Origin of the sequence: Microcoleus sp. A6-C6 (assembly GCF_036705955.1) — a bacterium.
Classification (GTDB): Bacteria; Cyanobacteriota; Cyanobacteriia; order Cyanobacteriales; family Microcoleaceae; genus Microcoleus.
In genome coordinates this window covers 101122-120109 of sequence record NZ_JAUBVR010000002.1, presented here as the reverse complement: position 1 = coordinate 120109, position 18988 = coordinate 101122, and the positions used below count along the sequence as shown (strand labels likewise).

Sequence of the window (18988 nt, the reverse complement as noted above, 5' to 3'; positions counted from 1 at the left end):
CCATAAACTTCTATTTCCCATGAACCTAAAAAGAAAACGCATTCTCAACTTGATTATCGCAGCCGTCGCGACGCTGGTACTGCTGATTAGTTGGAACTTATTTCAGAATGTTTCCCCAGCCACAGCACAGCAGCGCACGTCTTTAACTGTATCCGCCGCCATCAGTCTCTCACCAGCCTTAACAGAAATCAAAACAGTATATCAAAGCAGCAATCCCAATACTACTATTAGTTATAATTTTGGTGCTTCCGGCGCACTAGAGCAGCAAATTCAGCAAGGAGCTCCAGTAGATGTATTTTTCAGCGCCGCGACTAAACAAATGGATGGTTTGCAGAAAGCTAATTTGCTGCTGAATGAGACGCGCCGCAATTTGCTGACAAATCGCCTGGTTTTGATTGTTCCTAAAAATGGCGATGCTTTGAGCGATTTTAAACAGTTGACAGAGGCAAAAATCAAGAAAATTGCGATCGGCGAACCGAAAAGCGTACCGGCAGGACAATACGCCCAAGAAATGCTAACTAAGCTGGGATTATGGTCGCAACTGCAACCAAAATTAGTGCTGGGAAATAACGTCCGCCAAGTCCTGACATTTGTCGAAAGCGGTAACGTTGACGCCGGTATAGTCTACACCACAGATGCCAAATCATCGGACAAGGTAACTCTGCGACTAACGGCTGCCGAAAACTTGCACTCGCCCATTGTTTATCCGCTAGCAGTTATCAAAAACAGCCGCAATCCCGCCGCAGCCAAAGCCTTTGTTGAGTTTTTGGCGGGCGATCGGGCTAAAATAGTATTTCAGAAATACGGATTCGGTACAGCTCGTTAATTATTCGTAAAACTTGTAGCAATTCAAAAAACTTTCTTCTCTTCCTTCTCTTCCTCTGTGTTCTCTGCGCCCTCTGCGGTTCAAAAAAATCATCCAAAACTGCGATAGTTCATCCAAAATATGGAATTTGACATATCTCCATTATGGATATCCCTAAAATCATCAGCCATCGCCACATTCTTTACCTTCTTTCTCGGAATAGCTGCCGCCCGGTGGATGCTTTCAACTCGCATCCCAGGTAAAGCCTTGATTGAAGGCATTTTCATCTCTCCTTTGGTTTTGCCGCCCACGGTAGTCGGATTTTTGCTGCTGCTGCTGTTTGGCAGAAATGGCGCGATCGGTCAATTTCTCCTAAAATTTGATTTAACTATAATTTTTACTTGGCAAGCCGCCGTAATTACTGCCACAGTCGTATCATTTCCCCTGATGTACAAAACTGCTTTGGGGGCTTTTGAGCAAATTGATACCAATCTTCTCAATGCAGCCCGCACTTTGGGCGCTTCGGAAGGGACGGTTTTTTGGCGGATTATGTTGCCGCTAGCGTGGCCGGGAATTATAGCAGGAACTATTCTCGCATTTGCCCGCGCTTTGGGTGAATTCGGCGCGACGCTGATGTTAGCTGGGAATATTCCCGGACAAACTCAAACTATCCCGATGGCAATTTATTTTGCTGTGGAAGCTGGGGATATGAGGCAAGCTGCTATTTGGGTTTTGATTATTCTCAGTCTTGCTTTGAGTGTGTTAACTTTGGTTAATTACTGGACTTATTTACCAAGGATTTCTTCCAAGCCAAATCCTAACTATCAACGGCAATCTAATTTCGCTAAATTTTCTTCAAATATTACCATAAAATCCCCAAATAAACAACTAGAAGGCGGACTATTTTTAAATATTTTTAAACCTCTTTCTGGCTTTGCCTTGGAGGTCGGTTTTGATATCGGCCCGGAAGTTTTGGGAATTTTGGGCGCGTCGGGTTCTGGCAAAAGCATGACTCTGCGCTGCATCGCGGGTTTGGACACTCCCAGCAGCGGTAAAATTGCAGTTAACGGTAAGGTTTTATTTGACTCGGCTGAGGGCATTAATTTACCTTCTAAAGACCGCCGTATTGGTTTTTTGTTTCAAAACTATGCTTTGTTTCCTCACTTGAATGTGGCTCAAAATATTGCTTTTGGTTTGCAGCATTTATCTAAAAGCGAGCAAAAAATTCGGGTAAAAGAACAGCTTGTTTCGGTGCAAATGTTGGGAATGGAAAACCGCTATCCTCACGAACTTTCTGGGGGCCAGCAGCAGCGGGTGGCATTGGCGAGGGCGATCGCCCCTTCTCCCGATTTACTGCTGTTAGATGAACCGTTTTCGGCTTTGGATACGCACTTGCGGAGTCAACTGGAACGGGAGTTAATGCAGGTTTTGGCTAATTATCGGGGAATTACTTTGTTTGTCAGCCACAATTTAGAGGAAGTTTACCGGGTGTGCAAAAATCTGTTGGTGTTGGCTGAGGGAAGGGCGATCGCCTTTGATACCAAACAGAACATTTTCGATCGCCCGCGCAACTTCACCGTCGCGCAGTTGACTGGCTGTAAGAATTTCTGTGCGGCTAAACCGGTTGCTGAAACTGTCGTAGATGCGATCGACTGGGGCTGCAATCTAACTGTCGTCGAACCAATCCCCAAATCTTTAGTTTCTGTCGGAATTCGAGCTCATCAAATCAGTTTTGTTAACGGGTGCGATCGGGAAAATACATTTGCTTGTTGGATCGCCTCAACTGTGGAAACTCCTCACCGGGTGACATTATATCTCAAATTGCACTCGCCTCCCAATAATCCCCAAGATTATCACTTGCAAGCTGAAGTTTTCAAGGAAAAGTGGCGGGCTATCAAGGACAATTCTTTTCCCTGGTATGTTCATTTGGAGCCAATTAGGTTAATATTAATGGAAGCATGAGTCAACCAGAGCCGACGTAGGGTTTGAAACCCCATCTATACAAACAAAGATTGTCGGACGGCGGTTGAAACCGCTCCTATACAAACGATGTCCGCCTCCGCGGACTGAAGAAATAATTTCAACCACCCGCTCTTTAACCCGCGGAGGCGGGTTTTGTCTGTATAGACGCGGTTTCAACCGCCGTGTTTTCTTCAACTAATTTCATCTACACCAAAGATTAAACCATGACAGACAAAGTTAAAAAAACCGATGCCGAATGGCAACAGCAACTAACCCCCGAACAGTTCAAAGTCACCCGAAAAAAGGGAACCGAAAGAGCTTTTAGCGGCGAATATCACGACAACAAAAAGCCCGGACTCTATAAGTGCATTTGCTGCGGTACAGAGCTATTTGAATCGGAAACAAAATACGATTCCGGTACCGGTTGGCCGAGTTTTTACGCTCCCATTAACGAAGAAAATGTCAAGAATGAGTCGGATAACAGCTTATTCACGCGCCGCACGGAGGTACTGTGTGCCGTTTGTGACTCTCATCTCGGTCACGTATTCAACGATGGGCCCAAACCCACCGGTCAGCGTTACTGCATGAATTCTGCTGCTCTTGATTTCGTTCCCAAGGATTGAACTAAGACAGTCATAGACGCAAGCGGGGCAAAAAACACGGTTTCTGCGTAAATATCTCTCGGAGAGTGCCAGGATTTTTAGGAGAAACCCTTTTTTGCCTTAGTCAACAGTCAACAGTCAACAGTCAACAGTCAACAGTCAACATTCCAAGGTGTTCTGGAACAAGCGCAAAAGCCTGTTCGTGGCAATTGATGTTCAAAATGCACCCGTGCTGCTATCTTGTTGTGGAGACAAAAAGAAAAAATAGTGGCGGCATGGGGATGGTTTATCAGCGGGTTTTGCTGAAGCTCAGCGGTGAAGCGCTGATGGGTAGCTTGGGCTACGGTATCGATCCGGTAGTCGTTGGGTCGATCGCCCAGGAAGTGGCTAAAGTCGTGTCCGAAGGCATTCAAATCGCGATCGTTGTCGGCGGCGGCAACATTTTTCGTGGCGTGAAAGCTGCTTCGGCAGGCATGGATCGGGCAACAGCCGACTATGTGGGCATGATTGCTACAGTGATGAATGCTATCACTTTGCAGGATGCTCTGGAACAAGCAGGAGTGCCCACAAGGGTGCAATCGGCGATCGCCATGCAAGAAATAGCTGAACCCTACATTCGACGGCGGGCAATTCGCCACCTCGAAAAAAAACGGGTAGTGATTTTTGGTGCCGGTTCTGGCAATCCTTTTTTTACTACTGATACTACAGCCGCATTGCGGGCGGCTGAAATTGATGCAGAGGTGATTTTTAAAGCTACTAAGGTAGATGGGGTCTACGATTCCGACCCCCATATCAACCCCAACGCGCGCAGGTATCAAACCCTCACCTACGCCCACGTCTTGAACCAAGACTTGCGGGTGATGGATAGTACCGCGATCGCCCTGTGCAAAGAAAATAATATTCCTATTATGGTATTTGACCTCTCGGTATCGGGAAACATCTACCGAGCAGTAATGGGAGAATCTATTGGAACCCTTGTCGGAGGATTTTGTGAAGTTAGCTGAATCAGAAGATCATATGCAAAAGGCTGTTGAGGCTACTCAACGGTCTTTTAATACTATTCGGACGGGACGCGCCAACGCTTCCCTGCTCGATCGAGTCATGGTAGATTACTACGGATCTCCAACTCCGATCAAATCCCTTGCCAACATCGGCACCCCGGATGCAACCACGATCAACATTCAACCGTTCGATCGCACAGCCCTTACCTCGATCGAAAAAGCAATTTCCCTGTCAGATGTAGGACTCGTACCTAACAACGACGGTTCAGTTATTAGGTTGAACATTCCGCCGCTGACAAGCGAGAGACGCCAAGAATTTGTCAAAATGGCCGCCAAGTTTGCCGAAGAAGGTAAAGTCGCAATTCGCAATATCCGCCGCGATGCCGTTGACTCGATTCGCAAGCAAGAAAAAAGCAGCGATATCTCTAAAGATGAATCGCGAGACTTGCAAGATAAAATTCAAAAACTGACGGATAAGTACATCGCCAAAATAGAAGAAGTTCTGGCAGGCAAAGAGAGAGATATCACGAAAGTTTAGTGAATGGGAAATTGGGCATGGGGAAAATGCAGGAATTTTAGCAGGAACAAGGAAAAGGAAATATTCTTAAATCCCAATTCCTGATTCTCCATTCCTCATTCCCAATTCTCGATCGTTATATTGAAGATCAGACCTACGGTTGAAACCGCGCCTATACAAACGAAAGAGTTTATAGTGCAATGCGCACCAGTTGACTTGATACTTCTTGTAAATCTTTGATAGAGTCGGCAAACCGCAAATAAAAAGCAGATACAATCCAGATAAAAAGCATCAAATTGCTATTTCAAGTTGGGATTTGTCAAACTTCAAGCAAGAAAAATGACTTTGGCAAATTTGGGTTTCAAATCAAGACGCTAAAACGCCAGTCAACCGATGTTCTTCGGTAGGCGACAAGGCCAACCGATGTGCAGTGCACTGAAATCCGTTATATCTTGTACGGCGGAAGCCGAACTTCCCTCTTCCTGAAATCCGTTACATCCGTTAAAAAATCCGTTGCCGAACTTTCTTCTTCCTTCTGCTATGATAATTTATTTTTATAAAGTAGAGGAGCCTTACGGCTGCTTTTCCAATTTTTCACCCCACGACATTTGCCTGCATGGTGAAGATTGGTTGACTGTGGAACATTACTATCAAGCCCAAAAATTTGTCGGTAGCGCTGATGAAAGATTAGTGGTGGCAATTCGATCCGTACCAACTCCTCAAGAAGCCGCCCAATTAGGTCGCGATCCGAACCACCGGATGCGCCATGATTGGGAAGCGGTGAAAATCCCAATTATGCGCGAAGCAATTTTAACTAAGTTTCTCGCTCATGCAGACATTCAAGCTATTCTCCTCGGCACAGGGGATCGAGTGATTGTAGAGGATTCGCCAACGGATTACTACTGGGGGTGCGGCGGCGATGGCACCGGCCAAAATCATTTGGGTAAAATTCTGATGAGCGTGCGTAGCGAAATTTTTCAGCACCGGGCAGGCTGATCAAAACTCAAAATTTTTCGCTAAATTTCATTGTATGAAGTTATCCAAATAAATGTCAAGTTATCCTAATAATCAATAATTATGATCGTGAGATTTTAAGATTTCCAGAAATTTATGAGAATATTATAATAATAATTATCATTTGGTTAAGTTAGTCTGTTGAAAGCAAAGATTAAACTGGCGCGATCGCAAATTTTGATTGAGCGCTGGTTAGAGGCGATGCACCGTCGTCTCTAACCAGCGCGGGGCCGGTTAATAGTAAAGCTCGGCTTAGTCAAAAAATCAGGCTGATGCAGTACGCGCTCGATCGCACCGAATTAATCGATGCAAAAACTGTAAGAATTTGCGTTGCCGAAAACGGTCACGGCATCCCCAAAGAGTTGATTTCTCAAATATTTGATCCGTTTTTTACTACTAAACCCGTCTGTCGAGGAACGGGTTTAGGACTGTCGATCAGTTATCAAATTGTAGTTGACAAACACCAAGGGGTACTCAAGTGTGTTTCTGTACCAGGTCTGGGTACTGAATTCTCGATCGAGATTCCGCTGAATTAGCTAACTGTTCTTAGGGCAAAAGTATCTTCACCAGCACCGAACCGAGCGATCCCAGAAGACTCATCAAGTTGCCGTTGCCCCCAGTACGTGGTTCCGTTGGCTTTTGGCGCGCCACAATGGCTTCGGCTAACTGCTTTGACAATTCTTGACCTTGAGGATTTCCTTGAGTGGCAAAGAGTTGGTTTGCTCTAGCAGCATCTTGACTCGCGCCGGCGAAGTCTCCCAAGTCAGCGCGAGACATACTGCGCGCAAAATAAACGGCAGCTACATCCGATTTCAGATTTAGGGCTTGATTGTAATAATCAATCGCGTTTCTGTAGTTTCCCGCTTGAGCTTCCAGCACTCCCAATCGGTAAAAGTCTTCAGCGGTGCCAATATTAGTTGGCATTCCTCTAGCTCCCAGCAGTTGGGCGTTAGTTAAATTGGCGTTGAGCAAATTGGCGTCGCTAAGATAGGCACTTCTCAAGTCAGCACCGCTGAGGTTTGCCCCCGTCAGGTTTGCTCCCGTCAAGTTGACGCCAAACAAACTGGTGCCACTGAGGTTGGCTCCGCTAAGATCAGCTCCGGTAAGGTTAGCTCGGCTGAGGTTAGCCAATCTCAAATCAGCACCTTTGAGATTGGCTCCTGTTAAGTTGGCTAAAACCAGACCAGCGCTGCTGAGGTCGCAATTGGGGCACTGTCGGGTGGCTAGTAATTGTTGCGTGTGTTGAATGTTCTCGGCCTGTGCAGGGGCTAAAGGGGCGATCGCGCTCAGCAGCGTTGCAGCAGCCAGGATTCTTAGTTTCATCTTAAGCATCCAAAATCCGAAATAATAAATCTAAAATAGCTTCGATCGCAGCAATTGAAAATCCAGATCGTAGATATTGCTAAATATTGCCAGATTCTCAGCTATCTATCACAGACATCATACATTAAAGTTCAGAGCTTCACCTGAGTCTCAAACAAACATTTCGCTACCAATAAATTAGGGTAACAAAAAAATGTTACCCTTAGCCGTGCTTCTCGCCAACCATAAGATTTAACAGATAAATTAATCGTGAATCGTGCCGTCTGGCATCGTCGCACCCTTAAGATATACTCCGCTCAAGTTGACTTTTGTAAGATTTGCTCCCAACAGATTTGCCCCGCTTAAGTCTGACGCACTTAAAATCGCTTCAGTCAAGTCTGCCCTAATTAGGCTCGCTCCCATTAAGTCGGCTCCGCTGAGGTCTACTTTGGTTAAATTTGCCCCAATTAAATCTGCTTCTGTGAGCACCGCCCTGCGCAAGTTTACTCCGTAAAGATTTACTCCGTGCAAGTCTGCGTGGCTGAGTGTTGCCCGAGATATATTTGCTCCAATTAAAGTTGCTTGGATCAAGGAAGCTCCGCTCAAGTCTGCTTTGCTAAGATTTGCTCCCATCAACTCAGCTCGATACAGGTTAGCTTCAGCTAACAGTGCTTCAGTGAGGTCGGCTCCCGCTAAATCTGCTCTGCTCAAATTGATTTTGCACAAATTGGCTTTGCCAAAGTTGACTCTGCTGAGTTTGGCTTTGCTGAGATTGGAGCCAATCAAGTCGGCTTCATACAGATTGGCTCCAATCAATTCTGCTTCGTAGAGGTACACGGAGTGCAGGTAGACCCCACTAAAATTTCTTTCTCCTATGGCGTATAGCTTGAGCAGTTCGTCAACGTTCATTATGGATTCTCTACACCTTTTAAATGCAGAATACTCTCAGCAAGCTGGTTGCACCGGATGTTCTGCGATTTTAGACTTGAGATGCTGAAATATTTACAGCGCCAGACTTCCCTAGACCGTTTGGGCAAGGTGAAAGATCAAACAGAATTTTTTATTGCATTAAAAAATAAAATTAAAATTTTTTCACAACAATGTCATCGTACTTCGTGACTCAATCAAAGAATTCTCGCTGGAAAGTGCGATCGAGGTCATAACTTTTTGTTGCTAGTTGAGTTTACTGAGTATTGGTGTGACAAGAATCACTAATTTTTGTTAGTAGCATCACATAGGAACAACCGTTTCGATCACGCCAGACAGGGAAAAATAGCCGATAGTGGTACTGTAATGTTGAAAATTTGACAATTCCACAGTCGGCGTGTTTAACTCAACAGGCGATCAAGTCGGTAGTTTCACAGAGACCTGCCCGCAGCAGGAAAGTTGGTTGCACCGTCACTCGGCGCGACCCAATCCAGCCCATCAGAGTGCTGATATCTCAGGATTTCTCACAAAGGGAAAGCCAGAAATACACTTCTGGGAGTAGGAAAATCTGTGCATAAAAGTGCTACCGGCTCCTTTACAGACCAAGGCTGCATCCTAGCTGCCAAGGAAAAAAAATCGCCAATACTTTCGCATAAATCACAAATAAACACTAGAAAAATCATGATATATATTTAGAAAAAAGAGAATAAATAATATTCCTTAACAGTCAACTATTGCAGCTAATGTTGCATTCGAGCGGTTAACTGATATCAGTATTAGCAATGACGCTTGTGTCATCAAATACCAAACTGACTCAGAAACTGTTTTTTATCAAAAGACGCATTGCAGCCCTTGCTCCCGGTTTAAAAAAAAGGCTTCTGAGCCTCTTAGTAAATCCAGGACTGAAAAAGTTTAATTTAGATAGCTTTTGTCTGGCTTTATTAGCAAACAAAAGGCGAGCATTTAGGAGGAAAGCGGATTTTTCTCCCTAGTCAAAAAAACAATTGTAGATTACGAATCCCCGTGAGGTAATTGATATGGCTGGAGTATGTAAACTTAGCATCACAGAGACCACAGAAGAACTAAAAAACCTGTTAACCGAACAAAAAACGGCAAGTGGCTTTCAAAAGATTCAAGCACTTTACCTGTTCAAAATTTGTCACGTTAAGACAGTTAAAGAATTGGCAATGACGATCGGCGTAAACCGCATTACTGTGCAGCGGTGGCTGAGAAAGTACCGCTCTGACGGACTCGAAGGACTCCTGGAAACAAAGCACAGCGGTGGCCGCAAGCCCGCAATTCCTCCTCTGGCCCGTGCTAGTTTGGCAATGCGCCTCAGCGACCCCCAGAAAGGCTTTAAAAGCTATGGAGAAATTCAAGAGTGGTTGCAGCAGGAATATAGCATAGAGGCTTCCTATAAAGCCGTTTACGCAACAGTCAGATACCAGTTAAAAGGCAAGCTGACGAAAGTCTAGACAGTTAAACAGTTCATCCGAAGTCTGGTTAATCACCGTCTAATTATTGATACTCAGACTTTGAAACTGTTAATGATTTCCGTTGTCACTAAAAACTCGGTAATTCTTTTTGAACTAAGCTCGCTCTCATAAACTGCGGATAGTATAAATTATCTGTTGGGCCAATTGGGGCGAGGGGGAAAAAAATTGATACTTTTCCCACGTTTGTGAAAGATTCTTAAACCATGAGCCATAACTAATAACTTGCAAGTTTTGTCTAATTTGCAGGTTTTGTTATAGAAGAAGTCAGCAGTCATCAGTCAGAAGGAATAAGTGAAGAAGAAGGCTCGTTTCGCCTTCGGCTACGACAAGTCGCTCAAGTTAAAAAGCAGGAATAAGACAGCCTTTAGTTATCGTCGCGTGAGACATTTCGTTGCAATTAATTGCATGAGGAAAGCGATCTATCGCCAGAACTTCCTAACCATCTGGCGGGGCTGGTATATGTAAAAAAATGGCATCGACTAAGGCAAAAACCGATCCAAAGCAGCTTTCAACTCTTCTATTTCCGTATCGATATTGCCTTCTTTTGCTGCTCTGGCAATGCACTGAGTTAAATGTTCGTCAAGAATGATTCTCGCTACACGATCGAGCGCGCCTCGAACCGCAGCAACTTGCACGAGAACTTCGGGACAGGGACGGTTTTCTTGCACCATTGTTTTAATCCCACGGACGTGTCCCTCAATCCGAGATAACCGATTAACTAGCCGCCGCATGGATTCTTCATCGTGATGGTGAGGGTGGACTGATTGATCGCCGTGATGGTGGTGGGAATTTGAGGGCAAGGATTTGTCAGTAGAAGTATCAGATACAATCATCGGGGTTATGCCATTTTAGATTAAAGAATTGGGAATGAGTGCTTTTTAATGGTTGGGAGTGCGGGACTAGAGTTGCATTTTTTTTTAAACTGGTATTACTAGGGAAATTGTTCAAGTTAGAATTGAGAATATGTTGAGTTTGTGCTGGCTCCAGACTCGTGTATTGTAGCTGTCTAAATATATTTAGGATTTTCATAGCGGCAGATTATTGAGTCCGCTCGATCGCACACCTTTACCAGAATAACCCAGACTAACAAAGATTGACGCTATGCGACTATTTAAGTTTTTTGACCCCGCACCCCGAATCGGTGCTCGCTGGTTCGCCCTAATTTTAGGAATGACGATCGCCCTGAGTGCTCTCTTCATCGATGCTGCACCCGCTTGGGCCGTTGACGGCAAAAATCCGCCCAACTTGCGGGAACAGCCTCAAACAGCCGTACTCCCAGCGCAGGTGGCGGCAGATACCGGCAGTTTTGTGACGGCGGCAGTCGATCGAGTCGGGCCGGCAGTTGTCCGCATTGATACCGAGCGCACTGTCAGCCGCAACCTCAACCCGTTAATGGAAGACCCATTCTTCCGTAGATTTTTGGAAGAAGATCCGCGCAACAAAACTCCCAGAGAAGAACGCTTACGCGGTCAAGGTTCCGGCTTCATTATTGACAAAAGTGGGATTGTGTTAACCAATGCTCACGTAGTTGACAAAGCCGATCGAGTAACTGTCACCTTAAACGACGGCCGGACATTTCCAGGAGAAGTCCAAGGTACTGACGAAATAACAGATTTGGCTGTTGTCAAAATTAATACTAAACAAGCAAACTTACCCGTGGCAACACTGGGAGATTCTGATGCGGTGAAAGTGGGTGATTGGGCGATCGCCGTGGGCAACCCCCTGGGATTTGACAACACCGTCACCTTAGGCATTATCAGCACCCTCAAACGCTCCAGCGCAGCCGTCGGCATTCCCGACAAGCGGCTCGATTTCATTCAAACCGACGCGGCCATCAATCCCGGCAATTCCGGCGGGCCACTGCTAAACAGCAGAGGAGAAGTGATTGGTATCAACACGGCGATTCGAGCCGATGCAATGGGTATTGGGTTTGCAATTCCGATCGACAAAGCCAAGGCCATCTACGCGCAATTAGCCAAGGGAGAACAAGTCAGCCATCCGTTTTTGGGGATTCAGATGATTGCTTTGACTCCAGAAATGGCCAAAGAGAATAATGCTGACCCCAATGCTCCTGTGATTGTCCCGGAAGTTACAGGGGTGTTGGTGATGCGAGTTGTACCCAATACGCCTGCTGAGAAAGCGGGGGTTCGCAAGGGGGATGTCATCGTTCAAATTGAGGACGAGAAAGTGACTCAGCCTGAACAGTTGCAAAATTTGGTGGAAAACAGCAAAATTGGTCAAATTTTGAAACTGAAGGTGCGCCGGGGTTCCCAGATTAAGGAAGTTGCTGTGACAACGGCTCAATTGAGGGATTTTTAGCCGATCGGCAATCAGATCATCTGAACTCATAAAAAACAGGACACAGCACTGCTGTGTCCCTACAAATGAATTTAAAACCCAGTTTAAAAAGACTTAAAGTCCCCGCCAGACTGAGTTTTTTTACTCAACCAATCCTTACCCAATCTGATTGTCACATCCGACTGCAAAGCACCGGTACTCTCAACTAGCACCTCTCCAAAACCCAAAGACTGGCGAATCGCTTGGGCACCTTTAATGTCGCCGTCTTGAGCTACAATTGTTGTTACATCTAGCGGTTCAGACCAAGCTTTAGAAACCTGAACATTCCGATAGCCTGCCCGAGTTAAAGTCGTGACAAAATCTTCAACAGCCGATTGATCGCCCGTACTGTCTTGAATCGCCACCTTCAGAAAAGTCGAATCAGCATTCTCGATTGTCCAAGTATTTTGACCGTAGTCAAAATGCTCTGCCACCATAGTTTCGATCGCATTTTGGTCTGGCAACCAAAAACTTGCCTTGTAGTCCTTAGGATCGCTGAATTTGCCGGGAACCATCAACATCTGCACGCCAGCGCGATCGGTTTGAGTAGCAAAACCAGCTAAGGCCACCAATTCTTCTATAGTCAAATTCGTATCAAGGTGAGACTGAATCACCGACAAAATCTTCGGCAAGCGAGACAGCAAACCAACATTAACTTGCTCTTCCACAAAAGCCCGCATCAACAATTGCTGGCGCTGTACCCGCCCGATATCGCCTAAATCGTCGTGTCGGTAAAGCAAATAATGCACGATTTGTTCGCCGTTGAGACGCTGTTTGCCAGCCTTTAAATCAATATATAAATGCTGGCTTTCATCGGTATACTTCATGTCTTTAGGGACATTAATAGTAATCCCACCAAGGGCATCTACCAAACTTTTGATGCCTTGAATATTGACTGTGACATAGCGGTCAATTCCCACACCGCCCAGCAGTCCGCTGACTGACTTCGCTGACGAAGCCGGGCCGCCGTAGTAATTAGCTTCATTGATTTTCACAGTACCCCTACCTTCAACATAGGTACGGGTGTCTCGCGGAATGGAAAGCACACTTATTTTTTTATTTTGAGGGTCAAACCTCACCAACAGCATGGTATCGGTTAAGCCCTTGAAAGAGTTTTGCCAGACATCGTATCCCTGCTCCTTATCGGGATGGCCGTCGAGGTCTGAACTCAGAACCTTAAGTCCTAAAACTAAAATATTAACTGGGCGAGTGAGCTCCGGCATCTTCATGCTGAGCTTTGCCATGTCGCCTTGAGAAAACACTGCCGCTTCTTCAGGGCTCAACTTTTGTTGCTGAAGCGGTGTTGTGGAAAGAGAGACGGCTAGCAGCGCTCCGGCGGTGGCTGAGAGCATGGCTACTCCAGCCAAACCAAAACCAAAACCCAGCCAACGGCCTCGGTGCGGCTGGTGCGATTTTTTGGTTGGAGGTTGAGCAGTTGATTGTTGGATAGGGTCTTGATTAGGAGTTTTTTGAGCTGGCACTGGCTTCCTCACACACAACAAAAATAAAAAAGATCGTAGCAATATGTAGTATCAAGCTGAAGACGCACTCTAATCAATACAGTAGGGGCTTAAAGGAACCCTAAATTAGGATAAATGTTTGCCGACCACTTGCTCGGCTACGCGGCTAATTCCGGGCAACCATAGCGGTTGACGCTTCCAGAGGCGAACCATCAGTCCCAGAGCGACGATGAAATAGCTGGTTGTCAGCAGGCTACTCATTAATAACATGGCAAGTGTCGGAGATTCCGCAGAAATCGCGGCCCCTTCTAAAAGAATATGTCCTAAGAGCCAACTAAAAGCAAGGGCAATTGCCAAGCGGCTGACGGCTTGGCGTTCGGGGCTGCCCTGACGGCGGTAAAGATTCCAGAGGGCGGGAAAAAAGCCAATGACTGGGATCATTAATACAAACAGACTTGCACGATCGAGTTCAGGATTGTCTAAGGGATGTGTATTTTTCATAGTTGGCATTCAAAATTTACAGGAGGTCTAGTTTTGCACAAAACTTATTTGTTAGGCGGAAAATTTATATCCTAAACCAAAAATCCCAGAGCAGGGCACGTTTTGCACAAAAATTGTTGGTTAGAGGCCAAGTTTTTTCGCTAAACCTGCCCCTACCTATTATTCACAACTTTTCGACCCGGAGAGCCGTATTTTGATAAACTGGATACAGCACAGGAGACAGGAGACACAGACTTAGCCATGACCAAATCTCAAAAACCGATCGTTATTTCTCCATCCATATTATCAGCCGATTTTAGCCGTCTCGGAGAAGAGATTCAGGCTGTCGATCGAGCTGGGGCTGACTGGATTCACGTAGATGTGATGGACGGTCGCTTTGTTCCTAATATTACTATCGGGCCGATGATTGTCGAAGCAATTCGTCCCGTTACTACCAAGATAATCGATGTCCACTTGATGATTGTGGAGCCGGAGAAGTACGTCGAGGACTTTGCTAAGGCTGGTGCTGACATTATTTCCGTTCACGCCGAGCACAATGCTTCGCCTCACTTGCACCGCACCCTCGGTCAAATTCGGGAATTGGGCAAGCAGGCTGGTGTGGTGCTGAATCCTTCGACACCCCTAGAGTTGATCGAGTACGTGCTGGAACTTTGCGATTTGGTGCTGATTATGAGCGTCAATCCGGGCTTTGGCGGTCAAAGTTTTATCCCGGCGGTGCTGCCGAAAATTCGCCAGTTGCGTAAAATGTGCGACGAGAAGGGTCTCGATCCTTGGATTGAGGTGGATGGCGGTTTGAAGACGAACAATACTTGGCAGGTTCTGGAAGCGGGCGCAAATGCGATCGTCGCGGGTTCTGCTGTGTTTAAGGCGAAGGATTACGCAAGTGCGATCGAGGGTATCCGCCACAGCAAGCGCCCGACTCCTGAGTTGGCTGCTGTCTAATCAAAAATTCGATCGCATCCGATGAATTACTAATAGACTTTTCCCAAAATTATCGCTTCACAGGCAAGATGTCTGTGAAGCGATAATTATTAGAGAGATGTATAGCCTTTCGATCTCTCATATTAGGTACGCGAACGGGATATGGCATAGGCCTCCGTGTAATGTAGTTGTAGAAGCCGGAACTTCCCACCCAGGCGGCATCATACCAATTTGACTGCTACCGTTACCGAGCAGTTTTTTCATCGGGATTGTAAATAAGCATAACTAAAGCCTTTTTCCCGATCGGCATTACATCCGTTACATCCGTTTCACAATCCGCTGCCCAACTTTCTTCTTCCTTTTACTTACTTGCTTTTTTAGTGTTCCCAGACACCAGCCTGGGAACCCATCTTAAATGACGCAGAATTGAGATTGCAACCAACAAGTTAAAAAGACCCAAAAACTTACTTTTTCGTGTCTCTTTCCCTGTTATTTGGAGACACTCGCGAGAATCTTTTCCATCTCAGAAATCTCGACAGCACCGGAGAAAGTTTTGCCATTCATAATAAAGAATGGAGTGCCTTCGATACCCAATTGTTGAGCCAGTTGCACGTCTTTCTGAATGGCTGCTTCGGCGGCGGGGCTGTTGCGATCGCTGTTGAATTTATCTAATTTGAGATTGAGCTTTTGGGCGATCGATCCGTATAGTGGCTCGCCTAACTCTTTCTGCCCCTCAAACAAAGCGCTGTAATATTCCCAGAATTTGCCCTGCTGCCCAGCAGCCCAAGCTGCTTTAGCTGCTGGCAGCGCTTGAGGGTGAATAGAAGTCAAGGGAAAATGCTTGTAGGCTAAAGTAACTTTGTCCTCGTGTTTTGCCATAAACTGCTTGACATTATCGTAAGCGCGGGCGCAAAACGGACATTGAAAGTCAGAGAATTCTAAAAGTACAATCTGCTGCGAAGCCGAGCCGGTGGTGGGAGAATCCCCGATCGCAGATTTGGGATCGGTTTTCATCGCCTGCAAAAATGACTCCTGCGCTGCTTTGAGAGACTGCTGCTGCTGTTGCTGGTACCCTTGTACCGAATCTAAAATTGCTTGGGGGTTTTCGCGGATAATCTGCAAAACTTGCTCTTTCAACTTGGGATCGACTGAATTGCCAGCCGCTGACTGGGCGGGGGAACAACCGATAAATACCAGGCAACTCGCAAGCAGTGCAGCCAAGCAGAAGGCTTGTTGGCTGCGGAGTTTTCGCCAAATAGTAGAGATGTTCATCTTTTTTCCTGGTTTACGGCAACACTTAATCCTACATTTAATTTTGCGGAGTGTCAGGTACGCCTGATCTGATATAAAAGATCAAAGGACGATCGCCCGGGCGATCGTCCTTTTATTTGCTGCACGTATTTGCTGCACGTATTATCAGCCTTTAGGCTTGTCTGAATCCGAGATTATTTACGATTGCTGAGCCATTTAGCAGCAACTATTCCCAAAATACCTGCAACTACTGGATTCCCCAAAAACTTCATCAAACTCGGCTCTTGGGCGAGCACATCTCGGAAAATATCCGGGTGATTGTGATAGGTAAACGAGGCCAGCTTAGTAACATCATCAGCAGTCATGCGACTGGCGTGGTGGGTAGAAAGTGCTAGCTGCTTTTCCAATTGGCGATCGTTCAATCCTCTCTTGTCCAACTGCTTGAGGAATTCGCGGGCCACATCATCGAGTTCCTTTGGCTTAATTTGGGCGATCGCCTTTTGCAATTCCGGTTCCAACTGCGCCGGCGGTAGCGAGTCATGATTCAGAGAACTCCCGAATAATTTTTTGCGCTGATCCGGCGAAGTTCTCTGAGCAAAATCGTCAAAATTATCGTACTCTTCACCGGTTGTCTCCGGCATCACTTCTTTATTTCCCTGAGCCAAATCCTTCATGATTTGACTCTTATAATTATCGCTGCTACTCATGGTATTTCTTTCCCAATCTACACAAATTTTCTGTTTCAAATCTCGATGATTTCGCCAGCCCTAAATTCCAAAATGCTATTAAAGCTACGCGATCATTTAAACTTTCTTACCAAATCAAGAATTGTATTCAATCTGATTTGATTGCTGGTCGTACTTAGCAGTCAAAATCAGTTTTTTATCAGGAGCGTACATCAAAACACTTACATCCTGGTTGGGAAAATTGCGGTGAAAACCTTGAGCTAAAGACTTCGCCAAATCTTTCACTTCATTAGGGCGGACTTGCGGAGTAATTACAACTCCCAACTTATTATTGTCACGCACGTAAGCATCTTGAACTAAGCCTTGAGCAGTCTTTGTTACCCATTGACCAAAGTCTTGACCTGCCGCAGTATTGCCGCGTTCTAGTTGCGCGTAATAACCCTGACTGCCGCCAATTGCTACAGGTACATTAGTCGGTTGTTGGGCGGAAACGCTGGGGGCGCAAGCAGTCGTAACGGCCAGCATTAAAGCCAACATTAGACCCGCAATAATTTTTCCGCTCTGCTGCAATAAACTCACCTTTTTTCCTCCGGTATGACAACATTTTCAATAATTGAGAGGGTCAGCTTTCTCGACCCTCTCAATTAGTATTAGAATTAGTCTAATTTCTTTTTGATTTCATCTTTCACATCTTCGACTGCGTGACGAGCTTGTGCTTCTGTTTGCTTCGCTTTGCCTTCAGCTTTGTCCTTGGGGTCGCCAGTAACATTGCCTAGGGCTTCTTGAGCCGCGCCTTCGATGTTTTTTGCAGTTGCCTTTGCTTTATCTTCAATGCTCATTTGTTTGTCCTTATCTGTATCTAGTTTTACACTTTCTACTTATTATCATAGGGAACAAGTAGTTCGGTTGCACTCTACCTGTAGGAATAAAGTTTGATGTATTCGGAGTGTACAGAATCTAACAGAAGTCAGGAATAGGGAATAGGAAATCAGGAAAAATTATTCTTGAATCGAGGATAGACTAGGACTTTCCTGCTGACCGTTTTTTGACCTAAATTACTAGCTGCAACGAACGAAGTGTAGTATCGCACAAAAAGTTCGGCGTAAAGCCATTGGTGCACCCAGAACAGTATTTTTTTAAACCCAAAAAAATTTTAAATTTTAAATTTTAAATTTATATTGAATGCGGCCGACTTCCATCGAACTTCAAAAAGCGGGTGTGGGCAAGACCGTCTCTTACCCACACCCTCTAAAAATTGGCATTCGTTTTAATCTGGCGTATGGTGACATTCTGTATCTATTTTTTGCTGCAGTTCTGCTTTTAACTGTTCGACAGCGCGCATAGTTTCAGCCTTTTGTTGTTTCTCCTCGCCTAGGGATTTTTCAGTTTCCTCGCCGAGCAATGTTTCTCTGGATTTTGGTAGCGTGACTTGTAGGTCGCTGACCCTGGTGGTTGCGTTTGGTTCAATATTCATTAGTTTTCACCCAACTCTTTGCAAAATTTATTTTTAAGAAGGCTACTTAAGAGTTAGCCTTAGATATATGCTAAGCGCGATCGCAAAGACTTTCCTCTGCCTGAAGGGAGATTAGGGCTGGGAATAGTTTTTAGTTTTTATTTCTTAATTTAATAGTCAGACAAATCAGGCAAACCTGAATCGGCCGGAAGAGAGATATAGCTTTTCGATCTCTCATATCAGGTACGCGAACGGCATAGGGCATAGGGCATAGGGCTATCCTCACTTTTTTGAGAACCGCTATATAGCAGTTACAGTTCTCATATGAGGTATCGCCCAATCTCCAAATCCAAAAATTGAAAATCTCAAATATTCACCTTTTTGAGAAAGGCTATAGGGGAAGGAGAATAGTGCTTGAGTGCGCGAGATTGCTTTGTGACTCGCGCGCGGGGAGTGCGGGGAGTGCGGGGAGTGTGGGGAGTGCGGGGAGTGCGGGGAGTGTGGGGAGTGTGGGGGAGGGATAGAATTTTTGGGGTATCGCGCATTTATGGACTTTTGTCGTTTGTTTGATGAGGCGGTTTCGACATCGGTACAAGATTAAGAGAGAAATAGGCGACAGATTGGTGCAGACTGAGGTCAAGGCGATCGAGTTTGACGGTTAAAATCAACAGGGTGGGGGAATTCCCAAGTTTTGTGGCGATCGCCCGAACAAATCTGCTAAACCAGAGTTAGCATCAAGGCTGACTTCCTGCA

The 18988-nt window shown here is 45.6% G+C and carries 20 protein-coding genes and 1 pseudogene; 10 read left to right on the top strand and 11 right to left on the bottom strand.

Annotated features, from left to right (window positions below):
* Nucleotides 1-19: 19 nt before the first annotated feature.
* From modA to QUB52_RS01915, 7 genes and pseudogenes are all read left to right on the top strand, one after another.
* On the top strand, nucleotides 20-826 hold the full coding sequence (modA, locus tag QUB52_RS01945; protein ID WP_332972259.1) for a molybdate ABC transporter substrate-binding protein: 807 nt from the start codon (nucleotides 20-22) through the stop codon (nucleotides 824-826).
* 120 nt (nucleotides 827-946) lie between these two features.
* The gene (gene modB, locus QUB52_RS01940; protein ID WP_332972258.1) at nucleotides 947-2767 is read left to right on the top strand and encodes a molybdate ABC transporter permease subunit; all 1821 of its coding nucleotides are present in this window, start codon (nucleotides 947-949) and stop codon (nucleotides 2765-2767) included.
* Nucleotides 2768-2991: 224 nt separating this feature from the next.
* Complete coding sequence (msrB, locus tag QUB52_RS01935) at nucleotides 2992-3390, top strand: peptide-methionine (R)-S-oxide reductase MsrB (protein ID WP_332972257.1); 399 nt, start codon at nucleotides 2992-2994, stop codon at nucleotides 3388-3390.
* Nucleotides 3391-3644: 254 nt separating this feature from the next.
* Entirely contained in the window at nucleotides 3645-4373 is a 729-nt protein-coding gene (gene pyrH, locus QUB52_RS01930) for a UMP kinase (RefSeq protein ID WP_265233747.1), read from the top strand.
* Complete coding sequence (frr, locus tag QUB52_RS01925; protein WP_265233672.1) at nucleotides 4360-4908, top strand: ribosome recycling factor; 549 nt, start codon at nucleotides 4360-4362, stop codon at nucleotides 4906-4908. Before pyrH ends, frr begins: the two co-directional genes overlap by 14 nt.
* Before the next feature lie 519 nt (nucleotides 4909-5427).
* The gene (locus tag QUB52_RS01920; protein ID WP_265233748.1) at nucleotides 5428-5883 is read left to right on the top strand and encodes an NADAR family protein; all 456 of its coding nucleotides are present in this window, start codon (nucleotides 5428-5430) and stop codon (nucleotides 5881-5883) included.
* 308 nt (nucleotides 5884-6191) lie between these two features.
* Nucleotides 6192-6437 (top strand): annotated as a pseudogene (locus tag QUB52_RS01915) (sensor histidine kinase); the annotation flags it as partial.
* 10 nt (nucleotides 6438-6447) lie between these two features.
* Here the strand turns inward: QUB52_RS01915 and QUB52_RS01910 are convergent.
* Both QUB52_RS01910 and QUB52_RS01905 read right to left on the bottom strand, forming a co-directional pair.
* Entirely contained in the window at nucleotides 6448-7224 is a 777-nt protein-coding gene (locus tag QUB52_RS01910) for a pentapeptide repeat-containing protein (RefSeq protein ID WP_265233673.1), read from the bottom strand.
* A gap of 243 nt (nucleotides 7225-7467) precedes the next feature.
* Nucleotides 7468-8112 (bottom strand): pentapeptide repeat-containing protein, encoded by a 645-nt coding sequence (locus QUB52_RS01905; RefSeq protein ID WP_265233674.1) that lies wholly within the window; start codon nucleotides 8110-8112, stop codon nucleotides 7468-7470.
* 1055 nt (nucleotides 8113-9167) lie between these two features.
* Between QUB52_RS01905 and QUB52_RS01900 the strand changes: the two genes are divergently transcribed.
* Nucleotides 9168-9605 (top strand): helix-turn-helix domain-containing protein, encoded by a 438-nt coding sequence (locus QUB52_RS01900; protein ID WP_265233675.1) that lies wholly within the window; start codon nucleotides 9168-9170, stop codon nucleotides 9603-9605.
* Nucleotides 9606-10105: 500 nt separating this feature from the next.
* On the opposite strand, the gene QUB52_RS01895 is transcribed toward QUB52_RS01900, so the two are convergent.
* Complete coding sequence (locus QUB52_RS01895; RefSeq protein ID WP_265233676.1) at nucleotides 10106-10459, bottom strand: metal-sensitive transcriptional regulator; 354 nt, start codon at nucleotides 10457-10459, stop codon at nucleotides 10106-10108.
* A gap of 268 nt (nucleotides 10460-10727) precedes the next feature.
* Between QUB52_RS01895 and QUB52_RS01890 the strand changes: the two genes are divergently transcribed.
* Complete coding sequence (locus QUB52_RS01890; RefSeq protein ID WP_332972256.1) at nucleotides 10728-11945, top strand: HhoA/HhoB/HtrA family serine endopeptidase; 1218 nt, start codon at nucleotides 10728-10730, stop codon at nucleotides 11943-11945.
* A gap of 83 nt (nucleotides 11946-12028) precedes the next feature.
* On the opposite strand, the gene QUB52_RS01885 is transcribed toward QUB52_RS01890, so the two are convergent.
* Complete coding sequence (locus QUB52_RS01885; RefSeq protein WP_265233678.1) at nucleotides 12029-13444, bottom strand: LCP family protein; 1416 nt, start codon at nucleotides 13442-13444, stop codon at nucleotides 12029-12031.
* A gap of 105 nt (nucleotides 13445-13549) precedes the next feature.
* Nucleotides 13550-13924, bottom strand: a complete 375-nt coding sequence (locus tag QUB52_RS01880) for a hypothetical protein (RefSeq protein WP_265233679.1) — start codon at nucleotides 13922-13924, stop codon at nucleotides 13550-13552.
* Between the two features lie 240 nt (nucleotides 13925-14164).
* Here QUB52_RS01880 and rpe point away from each other — a divergent pair, with 240 nt between their 5' ends.
* Complete coding sequence (gene rpe, locus QUB52_RS01875; RefSeq protein ID WP_332972255.1) at nucleotides 14165-14866, top strand: ribulose-phosphate 3-epimerase; 702 nt, start codon at nucleotides 14165-14167, stop codon at nucleotides 14864-14866.
* Nucleotides 14867-15334: 468 nt separating this feature from the next.
* On the opposite strand, the gene QUB52_RS01870 is transcribed toward rpe, so the two are convergent.
* The 6 genes from QUB52_RS01870 to QUB52_RS01845 all read right to left on the bottom strand — a co-directional run bounded on the left by QUB52_RS01870 (nucleotide 15335) and on the right by QUB52_RS01845 (nucleotide 18780).
* Nucleotides 15335-16117, bottom strand: a complete 783-nt coding sequence (locus QUB52_RS01870) for a DsbA family protein (protein WP_332972254.1) — start codon at nucleotides 16115-16117, stop codon at nucleotides 15335-15337.
* A 173-nt stretch (nucleotides 16118-16290) separates the two neighbouring features.
* Entirely contained in the window at nucleotides 16291-16803 is a 513-nt protein-coding gene (locus tag QUB52_RS01865) for a hypothetical protein (RefSeq protein WP_265233682.1), read from the bottom strand.
* Nucleotides 16804-16917: 114 nt separating this feature from the next.
* Nucleotides 16918-17361 carry a hypothetical protein gene (locus tag QUB52_RS01860; protein ID WP_265233683.1) on the bottom strand — a complete coding sequence of 148 codons (444 nt, stop codon included), beginning with the start codon at nucleotides 17359-17361 and terminating at the stop codon, nucleotides 16918-16920.
* A gap of 77 nt (nucleotides 17362-17438) precedes the next feature.
* On the bottom strand, nucleotides 17439-17621 hold the full coding sequence (locus QUB52_RS01855) for a CsbD family protein (RefSeq protein WP_265233684.1): 183 nt from the start codon (nucleotides 17619-17621) through the stop codon (nucleotides 17439-17441).
* A 428-nt stretch (nucleotides 17622-18049) separates the two neighbouring features.
* On the bottom strand, nucleotides 18050-18256 hold the full coding sequence (locus tag QUB52_RS01850; RefSeq protein ID WP_265233685.1) for a hypothetical protein: 207 nt from the start codon (nucleotides 18254-18256) through the stop codon (nucleotides 18050-18052).
* Between the two features lie 344 nt (nucleotides 18257-18600).
* Nucleotides 18601-18780, bottom strand: a complete 180-nt coding sequence (locus tag QUB52_RS01845) for a hypothetical protein (RefSeq protein ID WP_332972253.1) — start codon at nucleotides 18778-18780, stop codon at nucleotides 18601-18603.
* Nucleotides 18781-18988: the final 208 nt, after the last annotated feature.

Excerpts from the sequence above, each read along its gene's own strand:
- QUB52_RS01910 (WP_265233673.1), bottom strand. The coding sequence starts at position 7,224 with ATGAAACTAAGAATCCTGGCTGCTGCAACGCTGCTGAGCGCGATCGCC.
- QUB52_RS01880 (WP_265233679.1), bottom strand. The coding sequence starts at position 13,924 with ATGAAAAATACACATCCCTTAGACAATCCTGAACTCGATCGTGCAAGT.
- QUB52_RS01920 (WP_265233748.1), top strand. The coding sequence starts at position 5,428 with ATGATAATTTATTTTTATAAAGTAGAGGAGCCTTACGGCTGCTTTTCC.
- pyrH (WP_265233747.1), top strand. The coding sequence starts at position 3,645 with ATGGGGATGGTTTATCAGCGGGTTTTGCTGAAGCTCAGCGGTGAAGCG.
- msrB (WP_332972257.1), top strand. The coding sequence starts at position 2,992 with ATGACAGACAAAGTTAAAAAAACCGATGCCGAATGGCAACAGCAACTA.
- QUB52_RS01845 (WP_332972253.1), bottom strand. The coding sequence starts at position 18,780 with ATGCGCGATACCCCAAAAATTCTATCCCTCCCCCACACTCCCCACACT.
- QUB52_RS01865 (WP_265233682.1), bottom strand. The coding sequence starts at position 16,803 with ATGAGTAGCAGCGATAATTATAAGAGTCAAATCATGAAGGATTTGGCT.
- QUB52_RS01890 (WP_332972256.1), top strand. The coding sequence starts at position 10,728 with ATGCGACTATTTAAGTTTTTTGACCCCGCACCCCGAATCGGTGCTCGC.
- QUB52_RS01905 (WP_265233674.1), bottom strand. The coding sequence starts at position 8,112 with ATGAACGTTGACGAACTGCTCAAGCTATACGCCATAGGAGAAAGAAAT.
- QUB52_RS01850 (WP_265233685.1), bottom strand. The coding sequence starts at position 18,256 with ATGAATATTGAACCAAACGCAACCACCAGGGTCAGCGACCTACAAGTC.
- QUB52_RS01855 (WP_265233684.1), bottom strand. The coding sequence starts at position 17,621 with ATGAGCATTGAAGATAAAGCAAAGGCAACTGCAAAAAACATCGAAGGC.
- QUB52_RS01870 (WP_332972254.1), bottom strand. The coding sequence starts at position 16,117 with ATGAACATCTCTACTATTTGGCGAAAACTCCGCAGCCAACAAGCCTTC.
- QUB52_RS01900 (WP_265233675.1), top strand. The coding sequence starts at position 9,168 with ATGGCTGGAGTATGTAAACTTAGCATCACAGAGACCACAGAAGAACTA.
- modA (WP_332972259.1), top strand. The coding sequence starts at position 20 with ATGAACCTAAAAAGAAAACGCATTCTCAACTTGATTATCGCAGCCGTC.
- rpe (WP_332972255.1), top strand. The coding sequence starts at position 14,165 with ATGACCAAATCTCAAAAACCGATCGTTATTTCTCCATCCATATTATCA.
- modB (WP_332972258.1), top strand. The coding sequence starts at position 947 with ATGGAATTTGACATATCTCCATTATGGATATCCCTAAAATCATCAGCC.
- QUB52_RS01895 (WP_265233676.1), bottom strand. The coding sequence starts at position 10,459 with ATGATTGTATCTGATACTTCTACTGACAAATCCTTGCCCTCAAATTCC.